Raw genomic sequence first — 24,484 nt, 5'->3', positions numbered from 1 at the left:
CAAATTTGAAAGGAACAGAGTGAACTTATTTTTTGGCTGTTTCATTTTTTTGCTAGAATGAATCTTCGTTATAGGAAATTCTGTCTCAAAATAAAGATAAGGATCCTTTCATGAACAAACTCACCATCTCTTTGATACTTTTATTTGCAACGATATTTACTACCTCGTCCCTCAGTGCGAAATGTTATGGCTTCCGCGATGCAGAAATCAAAGTCTGCGTTGAGGGTGATTCCAATGCAGATCGAAAAAAGGCCGGCGAAGTTTGTAAAAAGGTAAATGGTTCAGACTGTGGGCTTACGACGGGCAATTCTGGCTCTTGTACAGGACCTAAATGTTATGATGCGAATGGGAACCAAAACAAAAACATCAAAACGAATAAATAATAAAAAAAAACGCCAAGGATTTAAACATCCATGGCGTTTCCATTCTACTTCAAATCTCTTTTAAAAATACTAAGCAGTCACCAAATCTTTTGCCTCGATTTCCATAACTTCTGGAGCTTGGGAAACTCCCGTTTTGCGAGCTTTTGTATTTCTAGACTCCATGATTTTTAGTGCATACTGATCTGGCATCGAGTAGGCAAATATCCTTTTCCAAACTGATGCAAATTGTTTCACAAATCCAGCTGCATTATAATGTTGTCCATACTTCGCGCATAACTCTTGCAATCTAGGAGCGATTTCTTGGTAACGCTTTGCAGGAACATCTGGAAACATATGGTGCTCAATCTGGTGGCTCAAGTGGCCAGTCATAACATAGAACAATTTGCCGCCTGTTAAATTTGAACTCCCTTTCAGTTGTCTCAAATACCATTGTGCTTTTGTTTCATTTTTGATCTCTTCTGGAGTAAAGGTCTCCGTGTTTTCAGTGAAATGTCCACAGAAAATCACTGCATAGGTCCAAACGTTTCGGATCATATTTGCAAGTAAATTTCCAAGTACGACTTTTGGAAAATTTAATCCAGCAAGAAGCGGGAAAAACAGATAATCCTTCACAAGCTGAAGTTCAATTTTTTTAAACCAAACATTTCTATAATCTTTATAAGATCGTTTTGTTCTTTGTTTCTTTGGTTTTTCCAAATACTCTACTTTCGGACCATGGCCACCCACACCCCACTGAAAGTTAAACATCAAAAATAAATTCGAAAACAACTGAGTTAGGTGAACCGGCTTCCAAGTTTGCTCTTCTGTGAGTCGAGTGAAATTATATCCATAATCATGATCCTTTCCCACAACATTTGTAAATGTATGGTGCATATAATTATGATAGAATTTCCATTGTTTCGAATCAGAAACGATATCCCACTCGAAAGTTCGTGAGTTAAAACGAGGGTCATTCATCCAATCATACTGACCATGCATTACATTATGACCAATTTCCATGTTATTTAATATCTTGGAAATGGCAAGGAGCCCAGTTCCCAGAGCAAAGGTGATTGGTTCAAAGCTAAAGTGGATCAAACCCCTTCCTAATATTTCTGTATATCGATAGGTTTTGTATACCCTTCTGATATGATCGGCATCTTCCTTTCCTACTTTTGCCATAACATCTGTTCGAATTGTTTCCAATTCTTGTCCGAATGCTTCCATCTCTTCTGTTGATAAATTTCTGCTTAAAGTTTTCATTTTATTTTACCTATCCTATTTGTTTTCTATAAATCTAATTCAAGTCTAGCTTCTGCTCGGCTTACACAAATCTGAATGTTCTCTTCTCCCTCACCGGAGACAGTTTGATTCATTAAGTTTGTAACAGAACCACTTACCTTTTTGCAGACACATGTGTGGCAAATCCCCATTTTACATCCGCTTGGTGCGTAAATGCCATTATCTTCAAGCTCATCCAGAATCGACTTTTCTCCCTTGAGTAAAATCGTTCGGTGGGACTGAAGTAGAACGACTTCTTTTGGTCCTTTGGATGAAGTTGAAAAGTTCACTTGGTTTGGTAAAAGGAAAAGTTCCGATATAATCTTTACATCACCTAGCATAAACTTAGCTGGCCCCTGTAAAGGAGCAGGACCACAAAGATATACAAGTCGATCGGTCAAGTCCGGCACGAAACTATGTAACATTTCGTTCGTTAAAAATCCAAAATCAAATCCTTCTGCTTTCACGTCAGTTAAGACGTGTTTTATTTCGAGCCATGGGTTTTCAGCTTCCAGTTTCGCAAAAGAATCATAGAAAATGATATCTTCTCTAAATCGAGAGAAATAAAGAAGTTTCACTTGGCCTTTATAATCTCGTTTGCTTAGGTCCTGAAGAATGGAATGGATCGGAGTGATACCACTTCCACCAGCAATCATGAGAATTTTATTTGGAATTTCTTTTGAAAGGACAAAGTCGCCTTGGGCTGCGCCAAGTTCGAGGATGTCGCCGACTTGTACCCTTTCGTTGATAAAATGGGATACTAGGCCACCATTTTGTTTTTTCACAGTGATGGTTGGGTTTTTGTCCCCAGGAGCCGAGGAGAGAGAATAAAATCGTGTCACACGGCGTCCTGCGATCTCGATCGTGACCGGAACATGCTGACCGGCCTGAAAACCCTTCCAATTTCTGTTTGTTTTGAGAACAAGTGTTTTCGAATCTAAGGATTCGTTACGAATCCCAATGACCCTCGCCTTGGTCGCTGTGAGCGAGAATAACGGGTTAATCTCGCCTAGAATGAAGTCTGCCCACTCTTTCGGCTGTAAGGATGCCAAAAACTCCTTGGGTTGGTTGTAGATAAATGGTAATGTTTTCATATTTTCGCCTCTTCTTGGTAAACAACTGTTCACAGAGTTACCATACACCGTTAAATATGTCAAACCGAAAATCTTACTTTTTCTCCTTGCCTGAAAAAAAAAGTGAACAATCGTTTACTTAGATTCAGATGAAGCTCAACCAACGATACTTACAAAAACTCAAAACAAGATCCACTTTGATCCAATCAGCGCTAAAATTGATGGGGGAAGTGAAGGGACTTGGCGAGTTAAGTCTGCGCGAAGTCGCAGGAGAGGCGGGAATCGTTCCAGCTGCCTTCTACCGACATTTTAAAAACATGGAAGAGCTTGGCCTAGCTGTGGTAGACGAACTCGGTCAAAAACTTAGAACCATACTCAGAGAGGCTAGAAAAAGTGGTGCCTATAGGGCCGCTCTCAAAGAATCTCTGGATCTTTACTTTGACTATGTGAATAAAAATCGCCTATTGTTTCGTTTTATCTCGCGAGAGAGAACGGGAGGAAATCGCAGAATCAGGCACGCAATCCGTAATGAAATGGCCTTTATCGCATCGGAATTAGCGGCTGATATGCGGATGCCGAAATCCATCCCGTTTTCCGAAATTGAGTTTGTTGCAGAGATGATCGTTGCCAATGCTTTTCATATGGCAGGCGAATACCTGGATGTGGATTTAAATGACAATCGAGAACATAGAAGGATCGAAATCAAAACAGTCAAGCAGCTTCGCCTTATCTTTGTTGGTGGGATCCGCGCAAGAAGACGAAGGAAGAAATAGATTTTTGAAAACGAATTTCCTGATTTCGTTTTATACTGATATTACTTTACTTAATAGCCAGACCTTGGAACGACAACCTGCACAAGATCACCTTCAAGAAAGCTAGATCTCGGATGATTGATCACTTTGTCTGTTTCTACAATTCCCGATTTCACCTCAACTGAGGAATCCAATATTCTACTGATTTCGATTGGTTGGAAATGAATCGTATTTTTTTGATTCAAGATTGCTACAAAAATAGAATTCCCTTGGTAAATCAAACTGCTAGCCGGGACATTTAGATAAGGAGATGAAACAGGAGCTCCTAAGTTTACTTGTGCATAGGAACCCGGCAAAATCTTTTTTTCTGGATTTTGAAGCTCAAATTCGGCGAGAACAGTTTGCGAAGAAGATTCATAACCCTTCGCAACTGTTAAAAAGTTCGCCTTGAATGTCTGATCGGGAAATTGGGGGATAGATACTTCACTTTTTAATCCTGGCTTTAACAGGTAACTAAAAGTACTCGGCACAGATACAAAAAGGCGAAGTTTGTGTACATCCGCTACCACATATAGTGGAACAGCTGTTTTAGGATCACTTACATTTCCCTCTTGGTTGACAAAATCGCCTAAATTTATATTTCTTTGGGTGACGATGCCAGAAAAGGGAGCGATGATCTTTTTAAAATTGACAAGTGCCTTCCATTTTTCCCAATTTTTTTGAATCGCGATCAGCTTTGCCTTTTCCGCATTTTGTTCTGCCAATACTTCCGATATTGCTTGGGCTGAGACTGCATTCGTTTTTTGTAAAGATAAATATCGATTTGCCGTCACCTGCGCTAGCTGGTATTTTGCTTCTTGTGATGCAACCTCTGCTTTTGCTTTTTCGTATTCAGCATCTAACGCCGGAACCTGTATCTCGGCAAGTACAGTACCTTTTTTAACTTCAGCACCATAATCCTTATGCCAAGCCTTTACATATCCAGAAACTTGGGAATAGAGTTGTGCTTCATTCCATGCTTTCAACGTCCCTGGCAAAGTCACGTTTTCGTTTCCATGAAAATAACTCGGTTGAACCAACGATACCGTCGGTATGGCCATCTCCTTTGTATCTCTCTTTAATTTTTCAAATCTATAATATCGAAAACCAATTTGGAAAATAAAAAAAAGCAAGAATATGTACTTACCATATTTAGGAATATCTGATTTTGATAAAAATTTAATCATATGGAATCCTTACTAGAACTTGAATCCTCTAACTTGATTTTTCCGTTTAGAACACCTTTGTCTTTAAATGAATCTACGATTTGATCGAGTATGATATCTTCTTCTAAATAGGAAGCTCTAGGATTTTTGATCACCCTATCTGATTCACTTAGTCCGGATTTTATATCTACGAAACTGTCCGTAACTTTACCAACTTCAATATCCTTGAAATGAATCCGATTAGAATCAGTTAAAGTTGCGACGCGAGTTCCGCCTTCATCAAAAACAAGAGCACTCGTTGGAATTCGGAGAGAATGATTTGTATTTTCAATCGACCATCGAACGGTTGCATAGGAACCAGGCCAGATTGATAAATCTTTATTTTCTAATATAAACTGAACGAGTACTGTTTGTGTATGGGCATCATATCCACGAGAGTAGTTTCCGAAACTTGCTTCAAAAGTTCGATTTGGATACTGTGCCAGGCTGACCTGAACTTTTAATCCGGGTTTTAAGAGTGATACATAAAAATTTGGAACAGATACGAACAAACGCAGCTTATGAATATCTGCGACTGTAAATAAGTTTTGAGGCCCTATTCCCTCACTCAGGTTTCCCTCTTTATTTACATATTGGCCTACATTTATATTTCTTTCCGTAATGACCCCATCAAAGGGAGCTCGTATTTTTTTAAATGCTAGATAGACCTCTTGCTTTTTAACTTGTTGCTTTGTTGCATTCCAAATATATTTTTCAGCATTTTGAGACGCCTTGGCTACAGATATAGATTGTTCCGAAACGACGTTGGATTCTCTTAGTGCCGTATACCGTTTCTCAGTGATATCTGCTAGATCATACTTCGCCCTTTGCGCCTCCCATTCGGCTTGCGCCTGAGAAAAGTCGGCATCCACGGTGGGCGCAAGGATCTCAGCTAGAACTTCTCCTTTTTTTACATAGGCTCCATAGTCTTTATGCCAATGTTTCACATAACCTGAGACCTGTGCATACATGGGAGCTTCAAACCAAGGTTTCAACTGTCCTGGAAACGTAGTCTTTTCATTTCCTCCTTGCACTTCAGGTCTGACTATGATGACTGAGTTTCCAATCGAATTTTTGCCACCTTCTGTGGATGCATTATCTTCTTTACTTGGACTACAAGAAAATAAAACCATAAGGATTGCGACAAACAACCAAGGCTTGAACTCGTTATAAAATAGATTTATAAGACTAAACATGTTTACGTCTCCCTTCTGATCCTTTATTTTTATTATAGACAATCGCATAAACACACGGGACAAAAAACAATGTTGCAAATGTAGCAACTGTTAAGCCACCGATCACAGCAATGCCCAAGGGCGCATTTTGAGAATTACTAAAAGCCATGGGAACCATTCCGATGATCATCGCTGATGCCGTCATGATCACAGGTCGAATTCTCGCATAACCGGCTTCCACCGCGGCCTCAATGGCATTACCATGTTCTAGTATCTTTTCTCTCGCATAAGAAACTACAAGTATCGAATTTGCGGTCGCCGTTCCCATACACATGATGGCTCCCGTCAAAGCAGGAACAGAGATATTTGTATCAGTTAAAAACAAAATCCAGGAAATACCCGCTAAGGCTCCAGGAAGAGCTGTAATGATGATAAAAGGATCAGTCCAGGATTGGAAATTAACGACTATCAGAAGATAAACCAAAAGAATGGCTAGGGCCAATCCACCAATTAACTCTACATAGGCGATTCGCATCGTTTCTGCTTGCCCGTGAATTTCAATAGCCGAGCCTTTAGGCATCTGATCCTTCAAGGAATCGATCGCCTTCTCAACATCTGACAGAACGCTACCAACATCCCTACCTTCTGCAGATACATAGATATCAATCAGCGAGAGCAAATTATGATGAGTGATCAGTCCAGGTGTTCCTGTTGGCGTTAGTTTTGCAATATTACCTAAAAGTTGGATGTCCGAACCTTTGGCGGATAAATCTCCCGTATTTACAGGCACAGTCAATAAGTCTTGAGTTCTACGCATTTGAGTTTGCGGAACATAAATGTTTACTTGGTATGAAATTCCAGACTTTCGATCTAACCAATATTTCTGGTCAATCTGTTGACTCCCAGAAGTTGTAAGCAGCATATTTTCTGCCAGTGACTTTAATGGCAGATCTATATTCAAACTCAAGGAACGATTTCCTTCCACAAGTAATGTAGGAGTGTTCATTGTTTGATGAATGACCACATCTGCCGATCCAGTAATTTCACGAAACTTACTTTGCAAAATTTGCGCAAATCTGAAATTATCTTCTAGATCTAATCCATTTATCTGAACATCAATGGGAGCTGGGGATCCAAAATTTAAAATAACGGACGTTAAATCAGCAGGTTGGAATGTAAAAATCGTTCCAGGATAAAGCTTAGCCAATTCTTTGCGCAAACGTTTTCGGTATTCCCAAACAGGCGATTCCTCATTCTTGAGAGAGATCGTAATATCACAGTCTTGGGAACCGATGGTAGGTGTAGGAATAAAAGCCATGTTATGTGGACTTACGACAGGCAAGCCACAATTGCTCAAAACATTTTCAACATTTCCTGGAATCAATTTCTTAATATCTTCGGAAACGAGAGTAGAGATTCGACCAGTAACTTCGAGGCGAGTCCCTAATGGCACTCTCATATGCATCTGAATCGTACCAGATTTAATTTCTGGAAAGAAGTCCCGTCCATTGACAAAAAGCAAAACCAAAGAACCCATTGCAACGATCATAAATATGAATACAAATCTTTGCCGGTTTTCGATGATACGTCGGAGAAGAAAATGGTATTCCTCCCGCATATGGTTGAATTTTTGATCAAAACCTTTCTGAAATTCTTTTAAGAAATTTATGATACTCTGAAAGGGAATGATCGAAAGGAACATGTATAAAAGATCAGCGGCTCTTTGAATTGCTGGATTCTTAAATAATACACCTCTAGATTTTACTGCTTTTGTTTTTTCCGTATGAGGAACTGACACATGGTCATGTAACATAAACTTAGCCATTGTTGGGACTAATGTTCTAGAAAGAAGAAACGATGCAAGCATGGCGTACATCACTGCCTTCGCCATTGGCATAAAAAGCCACCCAGAAACACCACTTAGTTGAAACAATGGTAACCATACGATGACAATCGCTAAAGTTGCGACAAAAGTGGGAATTACGATTTCATTTGCAGCATCAATGATTGCCTCTTCCAACGGTTTCTTTCTCTCAATATGCGTATCGATATTTTCTATCATTACCGTTGCATCATCCACAAGGATACCGACAGCTAATGCCAAACCTCCCAAAGTCATAATATTGATAGTTTCTCCAGTTAGATGAAGAAGTATGATGGAACATAGTAAGGAAAGCGGGATAGAGGTTGCAATGATCGCTGTTGCTCTCCAGGATCCAAGAAAAAGTAAGACCGCAATGCCCGTGAGAGCGGATGCAAGAACCATTTCATGAACAACATTCTCGATGGAAGCCTCCACAAATAAAGAGGCATCGTTTAAGATTTTGAAATTTACATCGGCTGGAGCAATCGCTTTGATCCTGGGCATCATTTCCTTAATGCCATCGACTACTTCCAAGGTAGATGCATCTCCACTCTTCATAACGACGATCACAACAGACTGTTTTCCATCGACAAGTACCGAGTTCAATTGAGGTGGGCCAGCCAAAGAAACGTTCCCAATATCTCTCATAAAGATAGTTCGATTCCCTTCCGTTTTTATCGGTACGTTATTAAAATCTTCAACAGCCATCGGCATGGCATTGGTCATAACCATCCAATCCGTTTTACCAATCTTTTGATCACCTGCAGGTAAAACTAAATTCTGTTCATTGAAAGCGTGGTAAATATCTAATGGGGAAAGATTTCTTGCCATTAACTTTTGTTTATCGAGAGAGACCAATAATTGCATTGGTGTTCCGCCATAAGGCTGCGGGATAATGGCTCCTGGAATTGTTACGAGTAAAGAACGTATGCGCATAAACGCGAGATTATAAAGTTCCGCCGGCGTCATAGAATCGGAAGTTACCTGCAACATCGCAACGGGAACAGAGGATGCCTCCAAACGCATTACCATAGGAGGAGATATATCAGGCGGAAGCGAGTTAACGACCGTTTGTGAAATGGCGGTAATTTCTGCCTCGGCCCCTGCAAGATTTGTATCAGGTTGCAATTCAATATTGATGATACTACTTCCGTAATAGGATCGACTATCTATGCTCTTTATACCTTCCACGGTTGTTGTTAGTGCCCTTTCAAATACAGACGTTATCCTTCCAGATACGTCCTCGGGCAACATTCCTTGGTAGACCCAAACAACAGATATAACTGGAATCTTTATGCCAGGAAATACGTCCGTAGGTGCTTCTCGAATTGTCTGAATTCCGAAAAATATGATTAAAATTGTCATTACGACAAATGTGTAAGGTCTTTTTAGTGCAATGATTACAATTTCATTCATTTCCTTTCTCCTGATTCCACTTGGAAGGTGCTGTTAGGTTATTAAATTTTTTATTATCCAAAGATGGGTTTGGAACGCCTTTCGTTGGTTGAATATGATCAACGTCTGTATCCGAAAAAATTCCAAATGGCTCCACCTCGTCCTCACCAGGTAAGTGGGATTTATTCCATCCTCCACCTAAAGATCTTACGAGCGAAACTGTCGTTGTTAATAGGTCTGTCTTCACCTGCACGGCACTTAACTTGGATTCTAATGTCCCCAACTGGGCATAAAGTATTTCCATACTGTTACTTAAGCCTGCGGTATATAATTGTGTGGTCATATCTTGGGTCTGTAAGGCCATATCAACGGCGACTTCTAGTTTTTTCGTCTGAAGGAAAAGGAATTTAGTCTGTGTTAGATTATTTTCAACTTCTCGAAAAGCATTGAGAACCGTTGATCTGTAAACATCCTCTGTTTGACGATAGGCGGACCATGCTTGTTGTAGCTGTGCTCTTCGATAACCCCCCTGGAAAATTGGTATGGTAGCAGTGGATCCATAGGACCAATAACTATTCGAAAGATTAAATAAATCCTTACTCGCTTCAAGCCCCCCTCTTGCTCCAAACGATACATTTGGAAAAAAAGCAGCCCTAGCCATTCCAATTTCACGATTTGCTCTTGCCATTTTTCGTTCTGCAGCGGCAATATCAGGCCTTCTTTCCAATAATTTAGCTGGAAGCGTGATGGGTAATTTAAAGGTGACAGATGATAGTTTCGGTTGCTCGGCAATTTGGAATTTACTAGGAGATTGGTTTACCAAAATCGCTATCGCATTCTCAACAAGTCGCCTCTGGCTGAGTATCTCATATCGTTTAGCCTCCGCTGTATTCAAAAGGAACTCGGCTCTAAAAAGATCTATTTTTGGGGAAATTCCACCTTGAAAGCGTTTGGTTACTAATTCCAGAAGTTGTTTATAATACTGGATCGAAAGGTCATATGTTTCCTTTTTTGCGTCAAGCCCACGTAACATAAAATAGTTGCTAGCAACTTCAGATTGCAAACTTAGTCGTGCGAGAGCATATTCGGCAGCGATCGACTCGGCCTCATAAACTTTTGCCCAAGTTTCATTTCTAATACTCGACCAGAAATCTGGTTCCCAGGAAGCGGATGCACCTACACTTACATTGTTATCACTTACAGGATCTAAGGCTCCACGAAATAATGCGTCTTCAGATTGCTTGTTATTCGAGAGATTGAGCCCAACACCAAGATTGGGAATCAGACGGGACTTGACTCTAATGATGATATCTCGGGCCTGTAAAAATCTTTCGGAGGCCGCTTGTAAATCCGCATTCGCCTCCATAGCCTGCTCTTCTAATTGGTCAAGTTCCGGATCGCCAAAGAGTTTCCACCAGTCCATAGGAATCTCTTCTCCTCCAGGATTAGCTTTGATAAAGGGACCCTCGCCTTGCCAGGCGTCAGGAACAACGAAATTTGCTGGCTCATACTTCGGTGCTAGATTGATAAAGGCACCGTTCATACAACTGCTGATGGCAAATATTGCCATGATTACGATATAGCGAATACTTGAGATACGAAATCCCATAACTTTCTCCCTACTATGTGCACGTTTCCTTTCGAAAAATATCCTTGTCTATTGACAAAGATCGAAACTACATTCGATGCAAGTTATGCGATAGGGGGAGGAAGGTTGGTATAGAAAAATGGGAGATGAAAACTTGAATGTTTATCAGCGGAACTTAAAAAATCATTTCCGGAAAGAAATAAAGGAGAGAATAAATGAAATTCATGCTTAGCAAAAAATACATGAAGGTCGGCTTCCTCTTCTAAATCTAAAGATTCGAAAACGGCAAAGTATTGGTTTTGTATTTCTTGAGTAACTCTGGTAGTATCCGTCTTCTTAACTTCTTGCGAAGTGAGAGGAGAGAAACAAAATGGCAACCAAAGAATAAATGCAAAGAACGGAATGCGTTTCCAAGTATTCATTTTGTTGGTCCTACTTACTTAGTCTGATTCTAATTCTATTCTGACGACTTTTTTTTTCAAACTTGGTACTAAAAAAGTGAACCGTTCTTTCAAACCTTCCAATATTATTGGATACTGATAGATATGTCTACCCTTGCCAAAGAGAAAAATTCTTAATTTTAGTGCAGATGGCGTCAAAAACGATATTCTCGCTTTCTAGCATCGTTTTATAATTGAGAATATCCTCAGGCCTTCCTTGCAATTCTGGAGAGACCAAACAGAGTTTAAATCCTGCATCCTTCAATTTCCTATAAATCGAATGATCGAGAGGTAATTTTGTAAAACAATCTACCCAGACCCAATCGACAAGACCTTTCAATAACATAACGGATTCTAAACTTTCCCATTCGGAAAAACGGACTGCGATCTTTCGTTCACCTAACTTACCCAAATGAACAATCATCGGAAAACTGGAATCGAGAAAAAAATATTCCTCAATTTTATATTCTTTTAGCAACTCAAGGACTTTCAGTTCAATTCTTTCCGATTTAATGTTTAAAATGAGAGTCTTTCTGTGCTGATAAGATTTCAGAAAAGTTTCAAACAATTCGCCCTCTTTAAATGGATCATGTTGCAATATGAGATCCTCACCCCTGTCTCGAAGGTCAAGCTCAAGACCTATCCCCTCGGGTAATGACAATAGCTCGGCAACCGTGTTGATTCTATGGGCGATGAATTCAGTTTGGATCATTTTAGTTCTTTTTTTAATTTGAAGCTAAAATCAAACGTTCTACGTATAAATTTCCATTTTGATTTGAGCCCAGTATTCCAAGAAGAATGTCCGTGGATGCGAGGTGGAAAAATGACTGGAAACCGAACTACCTCGATTTTCTGTTTTTTAGCTTGGTAGTAGGCATAAAGATCAAGAGCAAAATCGTAAGGGGGGTTTTCCCAAGTATCAAAAAAACTCTTCGGAAAAAGATTTGGTTGGGCATTGATATCCCAGAGAAATGTTCCCATATAAAATGATTCGAATATACTCATTCCCATCGTAAAAAATTGATCTGCCCAGGACCTTCCTTTCCGTTTTCCTTTTACATAAAGCATTTCGCGACCATCACGTTCCAAAATCTCAAGTGCACGTATGATATCATAGGGATCGGTTTGCATGTCTGCATGAGTCCAACCGATATACTTTGATTTCGCGACTCGCAAACCAGATAAAATCCCAAAGCCATATCCCTGATTTTTTTCAATTTCTAAGATATTTGCAAAAGAATATTTTGGAACTAAGTCCTTCATTACCGCCTTGGATTGATCCGTCGAACCATTATTGACAAGTAAAATTTCAACATCCTTTCGATTTAAGACCTTTTGGAATCGATCGAGGATGAGCGGAATGTTTTTCTCTTCATTATAACATGGAATAACTATTGTTAAAAGATTCATTTAAACACCCAATATTTTTGACCTATAAAATTTAAGATGGTAGAGACACCAGTCGCACATAAAAAAGCAAAAAGTAAGTAATCCGGAAGCACTCTAATCGTGAGATTGTTTACTAAAACATTTGCACCCAATGTAAATAAATAAAGACACGTAAACTTTAAGATTTCTTTTAAGGAATTTTCCTTTTTTTGGAATGTAAAGTATTTGTTTAGTAGATAGGCAACAATGGATCCAGCAATGAAGGAGATCGCCTTACCCTTATCATGACCAAAGTAGGGAAATGACAAATAATATACGGAAAGATCGGTCAAAACAGCCGAGCAACCAGCAATGATAAAAAATAAAATTTCTCTTTTCATTTGTAAGGGTGCCATTTGGTTTTTCTAAAAAATGTCTGCCAATACAAGTATGTATGATAGTCATCGGGAGTACCCCAGCATACATAATAATCAATAGGAAAAACTTTGACATTCAAATTCATTTTGATTGCTGTTCCAACCATCGTATCAATATAAAACTCTCCATTCACTCGATCGTTATCTTTCATTAACTGATCTAATACCGTCTTGTATAGGCGAGCGTTCTTAAAATAAAAGGCTCCGACAATGGCATCATCTTTGGAAGGAGTTTCCGAAATAGGAATTTTAACAGAAACGGAGAGTGCATTTGTGCCCTCTTTTCGAACCCAGCCATACATTTTCGGATTTCGATCCATCATGGGGCTATTGCTAAATGTAAATACCATCACATCAGGCTTCGTATCAAAAAGAAACTTATCTAATTTCGCATGATCATATAACATGCCATTATCGCTTGCGGCTATGAACAATTCCGTTTCCTGATTTTCATGCTCCAAGCCCAATGCTGCGGTAATCGCTTGACCTTCCGTCACTTTGTCTAAGCTAACGATTGATACATTTGTAAAGGCACTCTTAAGCGTTTTCTCTATCGGATAATTGTCCAGGTGATCTTTTAGACAAACAAAAACATTTCGCTCGGCCTCAGGTAAACATTTCGCAGCATGAACCACCATCGCTTCCCCATCCACAGCTAATAATGGTTTTGGAGTTATGAAACCTTTCTCTGCGAATCTACTACCTTTTCCTGCCATCGGAATGAGATTGATGCTGTTTCTCTTTTTCTGGTTCGTCCACGATTTTAATGCCAAGTTCTTAAAAATTGAAGACCAGTGCTCATATTCCTTTAATTCACCTGGCGTTCCCCATTGCAGCATATGCTCTATTTCGAATATTCTAACCTTCAAAGAATCATTTACCAGGAGATTGTAGACCACGCTTACGTAAAACTCTCCGTTTACGTCCAAAAGTTTCTCCATGGTTAAATCAAAATATTTTTTTAGAATAGAGCCTGTACGAAAATAGTAAGTACCATCCGATGCATATTCACTCATGCGGTCATTTGTGAATGGCTTTTTCTCTTGGATCTCAAGCATCCAATTTTCTTTTTCGCGCATGAACGCATAATTGATAGTACCCAACATATGAGGATGAAATCCACGATAGGCGGAAATGGCACCATCCGCCTTTTGATCTCTGACATCCTGTTTAAACTTAGAAAAATCCCAATCTTTTCCAAAATCACAATAATTCACTATGACTTCTTCATCGTCGTCTATCAAATGATAGACTTGTGAGACTGCATAAACAGGACCCTTCTTATGTGGTTCGATCGAAATAATATTCGCATTTGGTGCTAGACCCTCGAGTACCGATTTCATGTTCGTTTCCCTAAGATGGTCTTCATTGCATATGAAAGTGAATTTTGTTTCTCCTGGAAACATATCAACAACATGCGCAATGATCGGACGATTTTCGACAAGAATGAGAGGCTTTGGTACCGAATAACCTGCATCTATAAAACGTTTACCAATACCCGACATGGGAACTACTATGTGCATATTAAACCTTTTGCCTAAATTTTTCAGCTTCCCAATGCGAAAGATATTTGATCTCTTCTTCCGAAAGCGAAGATGGTTTGAATTGGGAAACGATCTGGTGCAATCTCCATACCTCTTCACTTTCTCTCGCTTTAACAAGATTGCTTCCAGAAAAGTATATAGACTCGCCGAAAACAAATACTCTCGGGGTAGATCCATACTCTCGCATATAGGAATTTAATTGTAGTTCGATGTGTTCAGAAGAGATTTTCTCAAAACGTACAGGGATGACTCCGAGAAAGACGACTCCATCTGGGAAAAAGGCTTTTTGCGTGATCGATACAGAATCTACCTTTGTATTTGAAGAGTAAATGGTTACAAAACTCTCGTGAAATACCTTTTCCATTGCTATAGAAATTTCATTGACGACCTTATCATGATTGAAATGTATACCTGAATGTTTTGCGAGGGAATCACAGACCTCATTTGTCAAAATAAAGGCAGCTGACGCGGAATGAGCTCTTGCGACCAATCCATGATTCTGAAATATATAGACATCCGGTGTGATCCCATTCTTTTCCTCGAATCTCTTTTTTGACGCCATCATCTGTAATGCTAAATCAATACCTGGAGTTTCATATTTAACAAAGGCGGCATTTGGCAATATTTCAAACGCTTTTTTTTCTGCATTGGCATCGCTAAAAAGTGCCGTTACTTGCACTGGATGTGAATGCAATACAAACCCATCCAAGTTGGAATGTAACAAAGTTTCGATAGAAGGACGTCTATCAGGCGTCATGTTGTTTTTTGTTACAATCTTGTTTGCTAACTCTTCTCTCTGACGTTTCTCATATACTGCCCAATTTGTCTCGAGGAAATCTTTTTTTAAATTTTGATTGTCGATTTTGACAAAAGAGTCCGCTGATTTTAAATCGGAGAGACGTAACCCAGAGGATTTTACATACATAAATCCGTCAGAAGTTTTAACAGAAGTATTGCCCCCTCCTGCCTGCACAAGATCAAATCTTTCTCCTAGCCTTCGGCTAACGGAAACCAGTTCATTTATTTTCTTATTATCGTCGATCATATGAAAAGCTCAATTGCCTTTGAAAAAGAAGAAATCGAATTTGGAGTAATTTCAGTTTCATTGTACCAAAAAGCAGAAATGCCAAAATTTTGAGCCCCTAAAATATCTTTTTCGTAATTATCACCTATCATAACAGTCCGATCCTTTACAATTTCAAGTTTATCTGCTGCTAGCTGGAAGATACTTGTAGAAGGTTTTTCTGCACCTGCTTCCTCACTTGTTATGATCACATCGATAAAGCTATTAATTTCTAATCTCTTAAGTTTTTCCAATTGAACTTTTGTCGTCAGATCGGTAACGATCGCAATTTTTTTCGTATTTCTTTTAAGTAATCTTAAAAATTCCAAGGCATTTTCACGCAGCTTCATTTGATTTAGAAAAGGCTCCCAATAGGAAGATTCCATAGCGATGGCGTGATTGCTTGCATCAATACCTATTTTTTCACAGAATTCTTTTGCATATAACAGACGACTATGCGAAGCGGCTTGCCCATGTAATCTTTGATTTATTATCTTTCTAGCACTCTGAAATTGACTGAGCGCTTCCACTTCTGATATTCCTAAGTTGGCCTGGCAATAAGAGATAAAATTTTGTATCCCCAGTTTGTTACAGGGCTCATACTCGTAGAGTGTGTCATCTAAATCGAGGAAAAAGTATTGAAAGTTAGATTTCAAGATCAACTTCCCTATACTTTTGGTTGATCATTGCTAACACAAAAATCTGAATCAGTCCCAGGTGCGAATTTTCCCAAGAGTGTTTTGGACTGATGATCTCGCTAAGCAAAGGTAAGTGAGTTCGAAATAAATCATCGAGTTCTTCTAATTTTGGAAAATGATGAAATGTAAAAAACTGAGTCTTTAGATCTTCGCCATAATCCCATGACGAGAGCCAACCACCGTCTTCCAATGCTAATATAAGACTTTCAAAATGAAATTCGGAACTGATGCTTATTTTTAAAGAGATCTTTGGAAAGACGGAGGCATTGCCGATTTCAAATTTACTTTCCGAGTATTGTTCTATAACAAGATCAGCAAAATTTTTCTGAGGGGTAATATATTTATTTGAATCGCTTAATCGCTGTTTAATTTGTTCCTTGATTTTTTTGACCGAATATCCTCTCTTCGTTGTATCTCTTAATATTTTCCAATGCAACCGAAGATTTGTTTCCGTTTGCATAAATATTTTTATATCTGTTACCTTTCTCATCTTTGGTAAGTAAAAAGTATGTAAGCCACTTAAAATAATAAAATCTGTAGGCCTAACAGGAAGCGGTGCAGTAAACTTTCCGGTAGCATGATCGTAATCTGGTCTATAGATTACCTCTCCTTTCTTTAAACGAATCAAATTATCTGCTTGCCTCTCTAAATAATTTGCTCTTGGATTTAAATGAGTAATGTTATTGTAGTTTTGATTCCCGCGCTCCCATCGATGATCACCGTCACCTTCGAGGAGGGTTACTGACGGGGACAATAGACGTTCCAATGCATGCAGCAATGTTGACTTTCCAGCACCGCTATCTCCACCAATTCCTATCAAAATCGAGTCTGGTCTTGTATAAATTCGGTTCATACGGACGCCGATTTTGTAGATCGCAAATAAATTGATCGCAAGCGATACTTGCAAAAGCGAGAAACTCAATCCTGCAAGTTTCGAATTGAGTGTTTTTAAAGAAACGATTTGTTCGAAGAATAACAAATCATTATATTCACCTTTCCATACAAATACGAAGAAAAATAAATAACTCGAGACAAAGAAGCCATAAAGAAATAGAATTTTAATATTATCTTTTACATGTTTTAAATAAAAATATACGAGGAATGGCAAAAGCCAAAGATACCAGGCAGGCGCTGGTGGAATGAATAATACAAAAACCGCAAACAGTATGGCAAGCCACGTAATGAGCAAATCTCGATTCACTTTTTGGTAATCCGCAAATCGCAAGTAAAGAATGAGAATCGCAACGACGGAAAGATAAAGTGTATGTTCTCCCACTTTATAGATCACGGACCAGATTAAGTCCTGTTTCGGATTGGCAAGTACCATTTCCCGGAATCCTTCATCAAAATACCATGGTAGAGATATAAAGAAATAGATAAGAATCGCTGCGGAAATATATTTGAGTGACTCGATTTTTCCCTTACGTTTCAGAATGTAAAAGAAACAAAGAGGAATCACTGCAGCAACATGAAGCTTAAATGTCATCGCTAGACCTAAATAGATCGACGACTTTAAATGCTTATCATCGAGTAAATAGTAGATAGATAATAAAAGCAGTGCAGTCGGCCACAAATCCAACTGACCATGCATATAAATCGCATACAATATGATAGGAGAAAGAAAGTAGATCACGGTAATCGATCTATTTCTTTCTGGAAAAAATTTTTGAATCACCTGGTAAATTATAATGTCTGCAAGCAAGGTGGGTAAAAGGAATGATATTTTTTTAACAACCAACCCTGCGTTAAAGTAGACAGCAGGTATTTGAAATATCGAATAGAGATAAAGCATGGAGGGGTGATACGGGAATGCATCGATCGGCAAGGAATTTGTCGCTTGCCAAGGTGACTGGATGTTTCCTTCCAATAATGATTTTACAAAATGATCTAAAAAAGGAATGAATAAGTCATTGGAATAGGCAGAGGAAAAAATGAGAAAAAGGATCACTTTGAAAAGCAGAATCAAGGTCGTGATCGAAATTCTAGATTTTAGAAGCATTAGATAGATGCTTTAAAAATAACTAATCAAATCAAGTATTTACTCATTCCATTTGCGTTCGAAACTAAAAAACCAGACTAAAATTTCATTGCTCCAAGATTCTTTCTGCACGTCCATGTAAGTTTAGGTAGCCCAAAATACGTTCGCAAAGGCGTATTCCTCAATTCTTATGAATCTATATTTGAGACGAATTCAAAAAATCAAAGCTAAATTTTCCTTAAATCTGCGGTACCTATCTTCCGTCCTAATCCTTTTCTTTCTGCTATTCTTTAACTTTCCTTCCTTGGGTTATGAGGCTGAGTTCTACGCCGAAACGGGCAATAATTTCTTTTATCATGCGAAATTTACCTCTTTCTTGGAGAGTCTATCTATTCCCGAAGCTGGCTACCTTCCGTTAACCCAAAGGCTGGTTTCTTTTTTGATCGTTCAGACTTTTGACATACTTTCTTGGTCTCCCCTTGCGTTTCAAATTTGTGCTCTGCTCGGATTCTCTCTTTTAGTATCTTTTATAAATCTCAATGGTTTCCGAAAATTGATACCGTCTGACTCCGTTAGGTATTTAACCGGCTTCCTTCTGGGCCTCTACCCGAATTGGGAGATGTTCACATTTATCAATTTTATTTATTTTGGATATATTTATTTACTTCTAGTGCTCTTTCTTGATGTCTCTCGAAAATCAAATTTCGTAGTCCTTTTGTTTGCATTCATTGGTTTTCTCTTGGTTGCTTCAAAAGCACTTCTACTTGCGATCGCTCCTGCCGCAGGCATCCTTTCTTTATATCATTTTTACACAAAAAAATATAAGAACCTTTTGGTAGCCTCCTCGGTTACTTTAGGAGCGCTCCTACAGAGTGCATTTAGTTACATGACACTCCAAAGAAGTAACAAGGTAGAGTCAACACTTGCAGCAAAATCTTTGGAACACATACTCTCGCTCGGCTATGAAATGTTAGTGGATTCCTGGATTCAATTTATGATTCCAAAATCATTCGGATCTTTTATATACGAAGATTTTCGAATTATCATCATCACCGCTTTACTCTTCTCCCTTATGATTCTCTTTATGCGTAGAAGTTATCAGCCAATATTTTTCATTTTAACACTCCTCTCGGCTACCTTTATAGGAAACCTACTCTTCCTCCAATTCGTAGGGGAAGATTATTTTCCTTTGCACAATCAATACTTGTCTAATGGCTTGCCGTTTCATCGTTGGTATTTTATTCCTCATCTCTCTGCGATTTTGCTCTTCACGCTACTCATCTTCAAAATCAAATATCGAGTTTTACGATTTTTTTTGTTTGCCTTCTTTGTCATAAATCTTCCGACCCTTCCGAAGTTTGCAGAAATGACTCCGCCTTATGATGATAAAGTAAATTCCAATTCGCAATGGGTAACCACACTTCCACTCCTCAAATCAGATTCTTTTTGCATTCCTATCAATCCTGAACCGTGGTACATATCTCGTTACTGTGCGGAAACTTCGGCACCACAGGGTAAAAAAATACTAGCAATCCTGGTAAAACTTCCGCTCAAGGAAAAAGACAAAAAACCAGAAACTTGTTTTGGGTTAGATGAAAATGGAAAGAAGGTAATGTTTCAAAACGTCTTTGATAAATCTATGTATCAATTTTGGACAACGAAAGAACCTAAAATCGTCCAATCCATCCATTTCATCAATTCGGAAGGTAAAGAACTTGAACCACAAGCGTCCAGATACTATGCCGTTACGCATTAAATCAAAATCTGTTATGGCTCAATCTGGGAATTTTCTAGGATCAATAGACCGTCATCCGATTGGAAGGCTCGATGGTAATGAGGAAGCTTATCTTTTTTAAGAACATGCATCATAAATAAGCTCTTGGCCCTTTGTAGGTCTTTAAAATCTGCGTGATCTGGATTTGGTTGGAAATTGGGAAGGTACGTTTTTTGATCTCCCAAAACCACATAATCGTAGTTACTCTCCCAATGAAAGAAGGGACCCCAAAACTCTTCAGTATATATATTTGTAAATTTTCCTTCAATGGAAAAGAGCAAAGGATCATAAAAAACACGAACGGATGGTTTCTTCTTACCCTCAAAAAATTTTACAATGTCGTTATACTTTCGAACTTGCGTTTTATGCCATTCCCTTTCCGTTCTTCTCGCTAAAATTTCATACTCCTCCCGAACACTAGGAACCGAAACTAAAGGGAAAAAGAGAATGATGGCGACCAAGATAGAACCTAACTTGGATTTATCCATGGATTTCCGAAAGAGATCCAAAAGGACAATCAAAGAAAAAGTGAAGAGCAAAAACAAACCTATGTGTAGGTAATGCAACCAAATTCGCTTTACGAATAGGAGAATCGGAAGGATAAAACTAAGCGAAGAGACCAGAAGAAAAAATAACAGCTGATCCTTTCGATGGGAAGGAAATCTCTTAAAATTAAAATTCGAAATATAGATTCCAATGGCTGCAAGAGGAAAGATAAAGAAGGAACCCTTAAAGTAGCCAGACCATGACCTATCCATGAGCCCAATCCAATCCTTAAAGGAAACCGTTAAGTCATCGACTCCGTGTCCCGTATTAAAAAAAGTCCAGTTTAAATACTTAATTAAATAACTCCATTCCCCATAAATCAGCATACCAAGGTAAGGTGTGCATATCAAAAATCCGAGAAAAGTCCAACTCGCCCCTTTTAAGAATTCCTTAAAAGGGATCTCGCGAAATTGAATAAAATAGGCAAACGAAGGATAAATTAATGCAAATAATAAAAATGGCAATGTCGAAATTTTTAGTGAAAACGTTACGCCGAGTAACAGGAAATAGACTCCATATCGAAATCGATTTAGATAAAATTGTAAAATAAAAAGTAATAGGAAAAACAATAGAAATGGTTCTGGTTTAGGGATAGAACTTGCATAAGGGAGAGTAGGAACTAAAACGAGTGGAAATAAAAAATAAAGAGAATAGTTTCGCTTAACAATTTTTAGGATTAAGAGTGCGGCAATGATTACGGATACTATAGTAAAGAGCGAAAGTAGGATCCGATTCGAAAGGATCAAACCGGACTCCCCGAAAAGGTGGAATGGGATCGCTGAAAATAAGGACAATGCCCAATACATCGGCCTACCATACCGGTGGTCGTCCCCATCTAGCGCTTGATAAAGAAAATCCATTCCACCATGAGGCTGAAGGATACGATGAGTCTGATCGTAAGAAATCAATTCATCCATGAATAGAAGGTACCTTCCTTCCGAATTATCTTGGTTTGCGATTGTTGAAACCAAAAAGTAAATCGAAAGGTAGGCAAAGAAGCAGATAAAAGGAATAAACGAACTTATTTTCTTCATCTAACTCTCTTTTTTCTTCTCCAAAAAATAATGATGCTGAATAACACAATGATGATCATCATTGTTCCGATATTATAAGGCTTTTCGAATATACCTGCCATATCTGTTTCTAAAGGTAGATACGAACTATCCTCGGGTGCCCAGCCTGCAACATTCCATTCTATTTTCGTGAATGTTTTATTGGCACAATTATTAACTTCCAGTATCACTTCTGAAATCGCAACTACCTTACTGCCGACAGGGATCCGTTCTTCGGAAACCCAAATGCCGGACTCAGTTTCAAAATAATCAACTGTCGTTTTCACACAGTAACCTTTTTTATGCTCCGCGTCTACGACTGAGGCCCGATAAGAGAGAATCGGTGAACTCGTTACTTCTCCCGCATAACGACATGTTACAAATATATTTTCGGGAGTCTTATATTTTAATTGGGACCAGTGTCCATTGGAACGACCTGCAGAAACGATTGGAAATTCTGAAGGTATGATCATCATTGTTGGAGAGAACAATGGGATTCTGTCGATACACCACTGCCCCCGACTCAAACCCAGACATTCCTGTGAAGTTGATGTCCGATTGCGAAAAGCCGACATTTTGATATCAGTGCCAACGAATTGGGGCCTAGAAAAACAATACGCAACCGATTTGGCATCCGTTGGAAATGTGATTGTTGCTCCTGTCTGCTCCATTGGAAACGTATACCCTGCCATGCTCCGCGGATCAATGGTATAAGGAGTGGAGTCTTCCTTATGAACTGCTTCTCTTGCACACGAGGGATTTAGCGTATCTACGTTACAAGTTGCCCTATCTCCTGATTGAAAACTCAAAAGCATTCCACCAAACAGAGGGCAAATGTCTAGGCCTTTCTCAAACCGGTCCACTCGCAAGGACACGGAAGTAGAATTTGGAACAGTTTCCTCTGTCGGAGGTGTTGCCTGTGGCGCAGAATCCTCACCACTGTTACCTGGTGCCTGCGGCGTGGTTCCATCTGCTGATGGGGCAGGTGAGTTTTGTGACGATGCTAATAGTAATAAAAGCAATGCAGATTGATCTTTTTTATGAACACATGTGACTGTACCAAAAAAAAGGAGAAGTAGATAAGAGAAAAAATATTTTATTTTCATCCTATTCAATAAGACGAATCGTTGAGAAATTTTACTACAGAATCTGAATCCATACTAAAATCTCTGTAAATGATGAACGATCGCATCGCGAATTAAATTCTTATTGTACGGTTTTGGAATATAAAAATCAAAACCTGCATCCATTATCTTCTCTTTTTCTTCAGGCAAACAAAGTCCAGTGCATGCTACAAATGTAAATTGGTGTTCTTGTTTTCGTTCTATTTTTTGTATCGCTTCCACGCCCGAAAGACCTGGCATTTCTATATCCACAAATAATATCCCTGATTTATTTTCCTTTGCCCAATCCACCGTTTCGAATCCTGTTTTCGCTTCTGAACAGATTGCACCAAAAGGTTTTAGATAATTCAGCAAAATCTTTCGATTCATTTCATTATCATCAGCAACTAGAATTGGAATACTTCTGATCCTCTTTTTTACAATTTCTTCGGAAAGTGTTTCCTCTTTACTCGATGGAATCTCTGAGGTGGCCAACCCTGGCTGCAACTGTAACTTGATGACAAACTTCGTTCCCACACCTTTTTGAGAGGAAGTTTCTATCGATCCACCAAGCGCATTTAACGAAGATTGTACGATAGAAAGGCCGAGCCCACTACCCGCCATCTCTACTTCTTTAGGTGAAAAACTTGCATACTTCTGAAATAGATTTGGCAAAACTTCTGGGGCAATCCCAGGACCTGTATCTTCGATTGTAATTTTTATTTTACAACCCGTAGAATCTTTATCCTCCGTTTCGATGCGGAAGCTGACCTTTCCTGCGGAAGTAAACTTAAATGCGTTTGATAGAAGATTCCATAAAATCTTTTCGATCTTTCTTTCATCGCTAAAATAAAAATTTCGGATTTCGGGTGCTCGAAAAAAATCAAACTCGATCCCCTTACGTTTTGCTTCTGACTTAAAAAAAGTAAGAATGGAAACAAGTGTTTGGTCTAAAGCAAAAATTCGATTCGATTCTTGGAGACCTTGGGACTCAAAACGTGAGAGGTCAATGATATCATTTACAATCCTTAAAATGACATCGGCCGAATTTTTAAACTGTGAGATAATGACTTTTTTTTCTGGATCTGTTTCACTTATATCGAGGATATCGGCCAAACCAAAGAGTGAATTCAATGGGTTTCGAATGTCATGACTGATGGCCGCGATGAAATCTAACTTCGATTGGTTGGCCGCCACTGCTTCCTTTCGGGCATTTTCCAACTCCGATGCCTTTACCTTGAGTTCCATGAGCTGAACGACTTGTTTGCTCAATTTTTCTAATAAATTTTTCTGCACATCCGTTAAGATTTTCGGTTTGTTATCTAAAACACAGAGAGTTCCTATATTATGATTTTGAGATGTTTTTAAGGGCTGCCCTGCATAAAAGACAACATTCGGACTCCCAGTAACAAGGGGATTGTCATGAAAGCGCTCATCTTTACGTGAGTCAGAGATTTCAAAAAGACTTTCTCCTAAAATCGCATGCGCACAAAACGCCACATCCCTCGGAGTCTCTGGTGGATCTAGACCAATTCTAGCTTTAAACCATTGTCGTTTTTCATCAATCAAACTGATGAGGGCGATTGGGGTTTCACAAATTGCAGAGGCAATTTGCACGATGTTGTCAAAAATTTCCTCATTGATCGTATCTAAAATCTCAAGGTAACGAAGATTTTCAAGACGCTCAAATTCATTTTCAGGTAGCGGTGCAATTTTCATGAGGATAACTAAAAGTTATGCCTCCACT

The 24,484-nt window shown here is 38.9% G+C and carries 20 protein-coding genes; 3 read left to right on the top strand and 17 right to left on the bottom strand.

From position 1 onward, the window contains the following. Positions 1 to 110: 110 nt before the first annotated feature. On the top strand, positions 111 to 383 hold the full coding sequence (locus EHQ58_RS17890; protein WP_135625409.1) for a hypothetical protein: 273 nt from the start codon (positions 111 to 113) through the stop codon (positions 381 to 383). 69 nt (positions 384 to 452) lie between these two features. Here the strand turns inward: EHQ58_RS17890 and EHQ58_RS17885 are convergent, their stop codons facing one another. Together EHQ58_RS17885 and EHQ58_RS17880 are read right to left on the bottom strand one after the other, a co-directional pair. Beyond that, positions 453 to 1,625 carry a fatty acid desaturase family protein gene (locus tag EHQ58_RS17885; RefSeq protein ID WP_135625408.1) on the bottom strand — a complete coding sequence of 391 codons (1,173 nt, stop codon included), beginning with the start codon at positions 1,623 to 1,625 and terminating at the stop codon, positions 453 to 455. A gap of 26 nt (positions 1,626 to 1,651) precedes the next feature. Continuing rightward, the gene (locus tag EHQ58_RS17880; protein ID WP_135625407.1) at positions 1,652 to 2,737 is read right to left on the bottom strand and encodes a ferredoxin reductase; all 1,086 of its coding nucleotides are present in this window, start codon (positions 2,735 to 2,737) and stop codon (positions 1,652 to 1,654) included. Positions 2,738 to 2,865: 128 nt separating this feature from the next. Between EHQ58_RS17880 and fabR the strand changes: the two genes are divergently transcribed. Next, on the top strand, positions 2,866 to 3,489 hold the full coding sequence (fabR, locus tag EHQ58_RS17875) for an HTH-type transcriptional repressor FabR (protein ID WP_135625406.1): 624 nt from the start codon (positions 2,866 to 2,868) through the stop codon (positions 3,487 to 3,489). Between the two features lie 50 nt (positions 3,490 to 3,539). On the opposite strand, the gene EHQ58_RS17870 is transcribed toward fabR, so the two are convergent. The 12 genes from EHQ58_RS17870 to EHQ58_RS17815 form a co-directional block, all read right to left on the bottom strand. Continuing rightward, entirely contained in the window at positions 3,540 to 4,694 is a 1,155-nt protein-coding gene (locus EHQ58_RS17870; protein ID WP_135625405.1) for an efflux RND transporter periplasmic adaptor subunit, read from the bottom strand. Then, positions 4,691 to 5,908 carry an efflux RND transporter periplasmic adaptor subunit gene (locus EHQ58_RS17865; RefSeq protein ID WP_167883683.1) on the bottom strand — a complete coding sequence of 406 codons (1,218 nt, stop codon included), beginning with the start codon at positions 5,906 to 5,908 and terminating at the stop codon, positions 4,691 to 4,693. The genes EHQ58_RS17870 and EHQ58_RS17865 overlap by 4 nt, the downstream gene beginning before the upstream one ends. Next, the gene (locus tag EHQ58_RS17860; protein ID WP_135625403.1) at positions 5,901 to 9,167 is read right to left on the bottom strand and encodes an efflux RND transporter permease subunit; all 3,267 of its coding nucleotides are present in this window, start codon (positions 9,165 to 9,167) and stop codon (positions 5,901 to 5,903) included. Before EHQ58_RS17860 ends, EHQ58_RS17865 begins: the two co-directional genes overlap by 8 nt. Beyond that, the gene (locus tag EHQ58_RS17855) at positions 9,160 to 10,755 is read right to left on the bottom strand and encodes an efflux transporter outer membrane subunit (RefSeq protein WP_135625402.1); all 1,596 of its coding nucleotides are present in this window, start codon (positions 10,753 to 10,755) and stop codon (positions 9,160 to 9,162) included. The genes EHQ58_RS17860 and EHQ58_RS17855 overlap by 8 nt, the downstream gene beginning before the upstream one ends. An 83-nt stretch (positions 10,756 to 10,838) precedes the next feature. Further along, on the bottom strand, positions 10,839 to 11,156 hold the full coding sequence (locus tag EHQ58_RS17850) for a hypothetical protein (protein WP_135625401.1): 318 nt from the start codon (positions 11,154 to 11,156) through the stop codon (positions 10,839 to 10,841). 127 nt (positions 11,157 to 11,283) lie between these two features. Then, complete coding sequence (locus EHQ58_RS17845) at positions 11,284 to 11,886, bottom strand: PI-PLC domain-containing protein (RefSeq protein WP_135625400.1); 603 nt, start codon at positions 11,884 to 11,886, stop codon at positions 11,284 to 11,286. Then, positions 11,883 to 12,584, bottom strand: a complete 702-nt coding sequence (locus EHQ58_RS17840) for a glycosyltransferase family 2 protein (protein ID WP_135625399.1) — start codon at positions 12,582 to 12,584, stop codon at positions 11,883 to 11,885. Before EHQ58_RS17840 ends, EHQ58_RS17845 begins: the two co-directional genes overlap by 4 nt. Continuing rightward, positions 12,581 to 12,958 carry a GtrA family protein gene (locus EHQ58_RS17835; protein ID WP_135625398.1) on the bottom strand — a complete coding sequence of 126 codons (378 nt, stop codon included), beginning with the start codon at positions 12,956 to 12,958 and terminating at the stop codon, positions 12,581 to 12,583. The genes EHQ58_RS17840 and EHQ58_RS17835 overlap by 4 nt, the downstream gene beginning before the upstream one ends. Continuing rightward, positions 12,940 to 14,502, bottom strand: coding sequence for an NTP transferase domain-containing protein (locus EHQ58_RS17830; RefSeq protein ID WP_167883682.1), 1,563 nt, complete (start codon positions 14,500 to 14,502; stop codon positions 12,940 to 12,942). Before EHQ58_RS17830 ends, EHQ58_RS17835 begins: the two co-directional genes overlap by 19 nt. 1 nt (position 14,503) lies before the next feature. Then, positions 14,504 to 15,568: a class II aldolase/adducin family protein gene (locus EHQ58_RS17825; RefSeq protein WP_135625396.1), complete on the bottom strand. Its 1,065-nt coding sequence runs from the start codon at positions 15,566 to 15,568 to the stop codon at positions 14,504 to 14,506. Beyond that, a complete protein-coding gene (locus EHQ58_RS17820; protein WP_167883681.1) occupies positions 15,565 to 16,242 on the bottom strand; it encodes an HAD family hydrolase in 678 nt (225 codons plus the stop codon). The genes EHQ58_RS17825 and EHQ58_RS17820 overlap by 4 nt, the downstream gene beginning before the upstream one ends. After that, a complete protein-coding gene (locus EHQ58_RS17815) occupies positions 16,232 to 18,283 on the bottom strand; it encodes a hypothetical protein (RefSeq protein ID WP_135625394.1) in 2,052 nt (683 codons plus the stop codon). Before EHQ58_RS17815 ends, EHQ58_RS17820 begins: the two co-directional genes overlap by 11 nt. Positions 18,284 to 18,464: 181 nt before the next feature. Here EHQ58_RS17815 and EHQ58_RS17810 point away from each other — a divergent pair, with 181 nt between their 5' ends. Next, on the top strand, positions 18,465 to 20,018 hold the full coding sequence (locus tag EHQ58_RS17810; protein ID WP_167883680.1) for a hypothetical protein: 1,554 nt from the start codon (positions 18,465 to 18,467) through the stop codon (positions 20,016 to 20,018). Positions 20,019 to 20,029: 11 nt separating this feature from the next. Here the strand turns inward: EHQ58_RS17810 and EHQ58_RS17805 are convergent, their stop codons facing one another. From EHQ58_RS17805 to EHQ58_RS17795, 3 genes are read right to left on the bottom strand one after another with little or no spacing between them, the layout of a single operon-like run. Beyond that, complete coding sequence (locus EHQ58_RS17805) at positions 20,030 to 21,616, bottom strand: hypothetical protein (RefSeq protein ID WP_135625392.1); 1,587 nt, start codon at positions 21,614 to 21,616, stop codon at positions 20,030 to 20,032. Continuing rightward, positions 21,613 to 22,740 carry a hypothetical protein gene (locus tag EHQ58_RS17800; RefSeq protein ID WP_135625391.1) on the bottom strand — a complete coding sequence of 376 codons (1,128 nt, stop codon included), beginning with the start codon at positions 22,738 to 22,740 and terminating at the stop codon, positions 21,613 to 21,615. Before EHQ58_RS17800 ends, EHQ58_RS17805 begins: the two co-directional genes overlap by 4 nt. Before the next feature lie 54 nt (positions 22,741 to 22,794). After that, the gene (locus EHQ58_RS17795; protein ID WP_135625390.1) at positions 22,795 to 24,456 is read right to left on the bottom strand and encodes a hybrid sensor histidine kinase/response regulator; all 1,662 of its coding nucleotides are present in this window, start codon (positions 24,454 to 24,456) and stop codon (positions 22,795 to 22,797) included. Positions 24,457 to 24,484: the final 28 nt, after the last annotated feature.

Source organism: Leptospira ognonensis (assembly GCF_004770745.1).
GTDB classification, from domain to species: Bacteria; Spirochaetota; Leptospiria; order Leptospirales; family Leptospiraceae; genus Leptospira_A; species Leptospira_A ognonensis.
The sequence above is the reverse complement of the archived record's forward strand: the minus strand, read 5'-3'. Positions and strand labels throughout refer to the sequence as shown.

Bases quoted from the DNA above. Each gene is read 5' to 3' on its own strand.
- EHQ58_RS17890 (WP_135625409.1), top strand. From the start codon at position 111: ATGAACAAACTCACCATCTCTTTGATACTTTTATTTGCAACGATATTT.
- EHQ58_RS17885 (WP_135625408.1), bottom strand. From the start codon at position 1,625: ATGAAAACTTTAAGCAGAAATTTATCAACAGAAGAGATGGAAGCATTC.
- EHQ58_RS17880 (WP_135625407.1), bottom strand. From the start codon at position 2,737: ATGAAAACATTACCATTTATCTACAACCAACCCAAGGAGTTTTTGGCA.
- fabR (WP_135625406.1), top strand. From the start codon at position 2,866: ATGAAGCTCAACCAACGATACTTACAAAAACTCAAAACAAGATCCACT.
- EHQ58_RS17870 (WP_135625405.1), bottom strand. From the start codon at position 4,694: ATGATTAAATTTTTATCAAAATCAGATATTCCTAAATATGGTAAGTAC.
- EHQ58_RS17865 (WP_167883683.1), bottom strand. From the start codon at position 5,908: ATGTTTAGTCTTATAAATCTATTTTATAACGAGTTCAAGCCTTGGTTG.
- EHQ58_RS17860 (WP_135625403.1), bottom strand. From the start codon at position 9,167: ATGAATGAAATTGTAATCATTGCACTAAAAAGACCTTACACATTTGTC.
- EHQ58_RS17855 (WP_135625402.1), bottom strand. From the start codon at position 10,755: ATGGGATTTCGTATCTCAAGTATTCGCTATATCGTAATCATGGCAATA.
- EHQ58_RS17850 (WP_135625401.1), bottom strand. From the start codon at position 11,156: ATGAATACTTGGAAACGCATTCCGTTCTTTGCATTTATTCTTTGGTTG.
- EHQ58_RS17845 (WP_135625400.1), bottom strand. From the start codon at position 11,886: ATGATCCAAACTGAATTCATCGCCCATAGAATCAACACGGTTGCCGAG.
- EHQ58_RS17840 (WP_135625399.1), bottom strand. From the start codon at position 12,584: ATGAATCTTTTAACAATAGTTATTCCATGTTATAATGAAGAGAAAAAC.
- EHQ58_RS17835 (WP_135625398.1), bottom strand. From the start codon at position 12,958: ATGGCACCCTTACAAATGAAAAGAGAAATTTTATTTTTTATCATTGCT.
- EHQ58_RS17830 (WP_167883682.1), bottom strand. From the start codon at position 14,502: ATGCACATAGTAGTTCCCATGTCGGGTATTGGTAAACGTTTTATAGAT.
- EHQ58_RS17825 (WP_135625396.1), bottom strand. From the start codon at position 15,568: ATGATCGACGATAATAAGAAAATAAATGAACTGGTTTCCGTTAGCCGA.
- EHQ58_RS17815 (WP_135625394.1), bottom strand. From the start codon at position 18,283: ATGCTTCTAAAATCTAGAATTTCGATCACGACCTTGATTCTGCTTTTC.
- EHQ58_RS17805 (WP_135625392.1), bottom strand. From the start codon at position 21,616: ATGAAGAAAATAAGTTCGTTTATTCCTTTTATCTGCTTCTTTGCCTAC.
- EHQ58_RS17800 (WP_135625391.1), bottom strand. From the start codon at position 22,740: ATGAAAATAAAATATTTTTTCTCTTATCTACTTCTCCTTTTTTTTGGT.
- EHQ58_RS17795 (WP_135625390.1), bottom strand. From the start codon at position 24,456: ATGAAAATTGCACCGCTACCTGAAAATGAATTTGAGCGTCTTGAAAAT.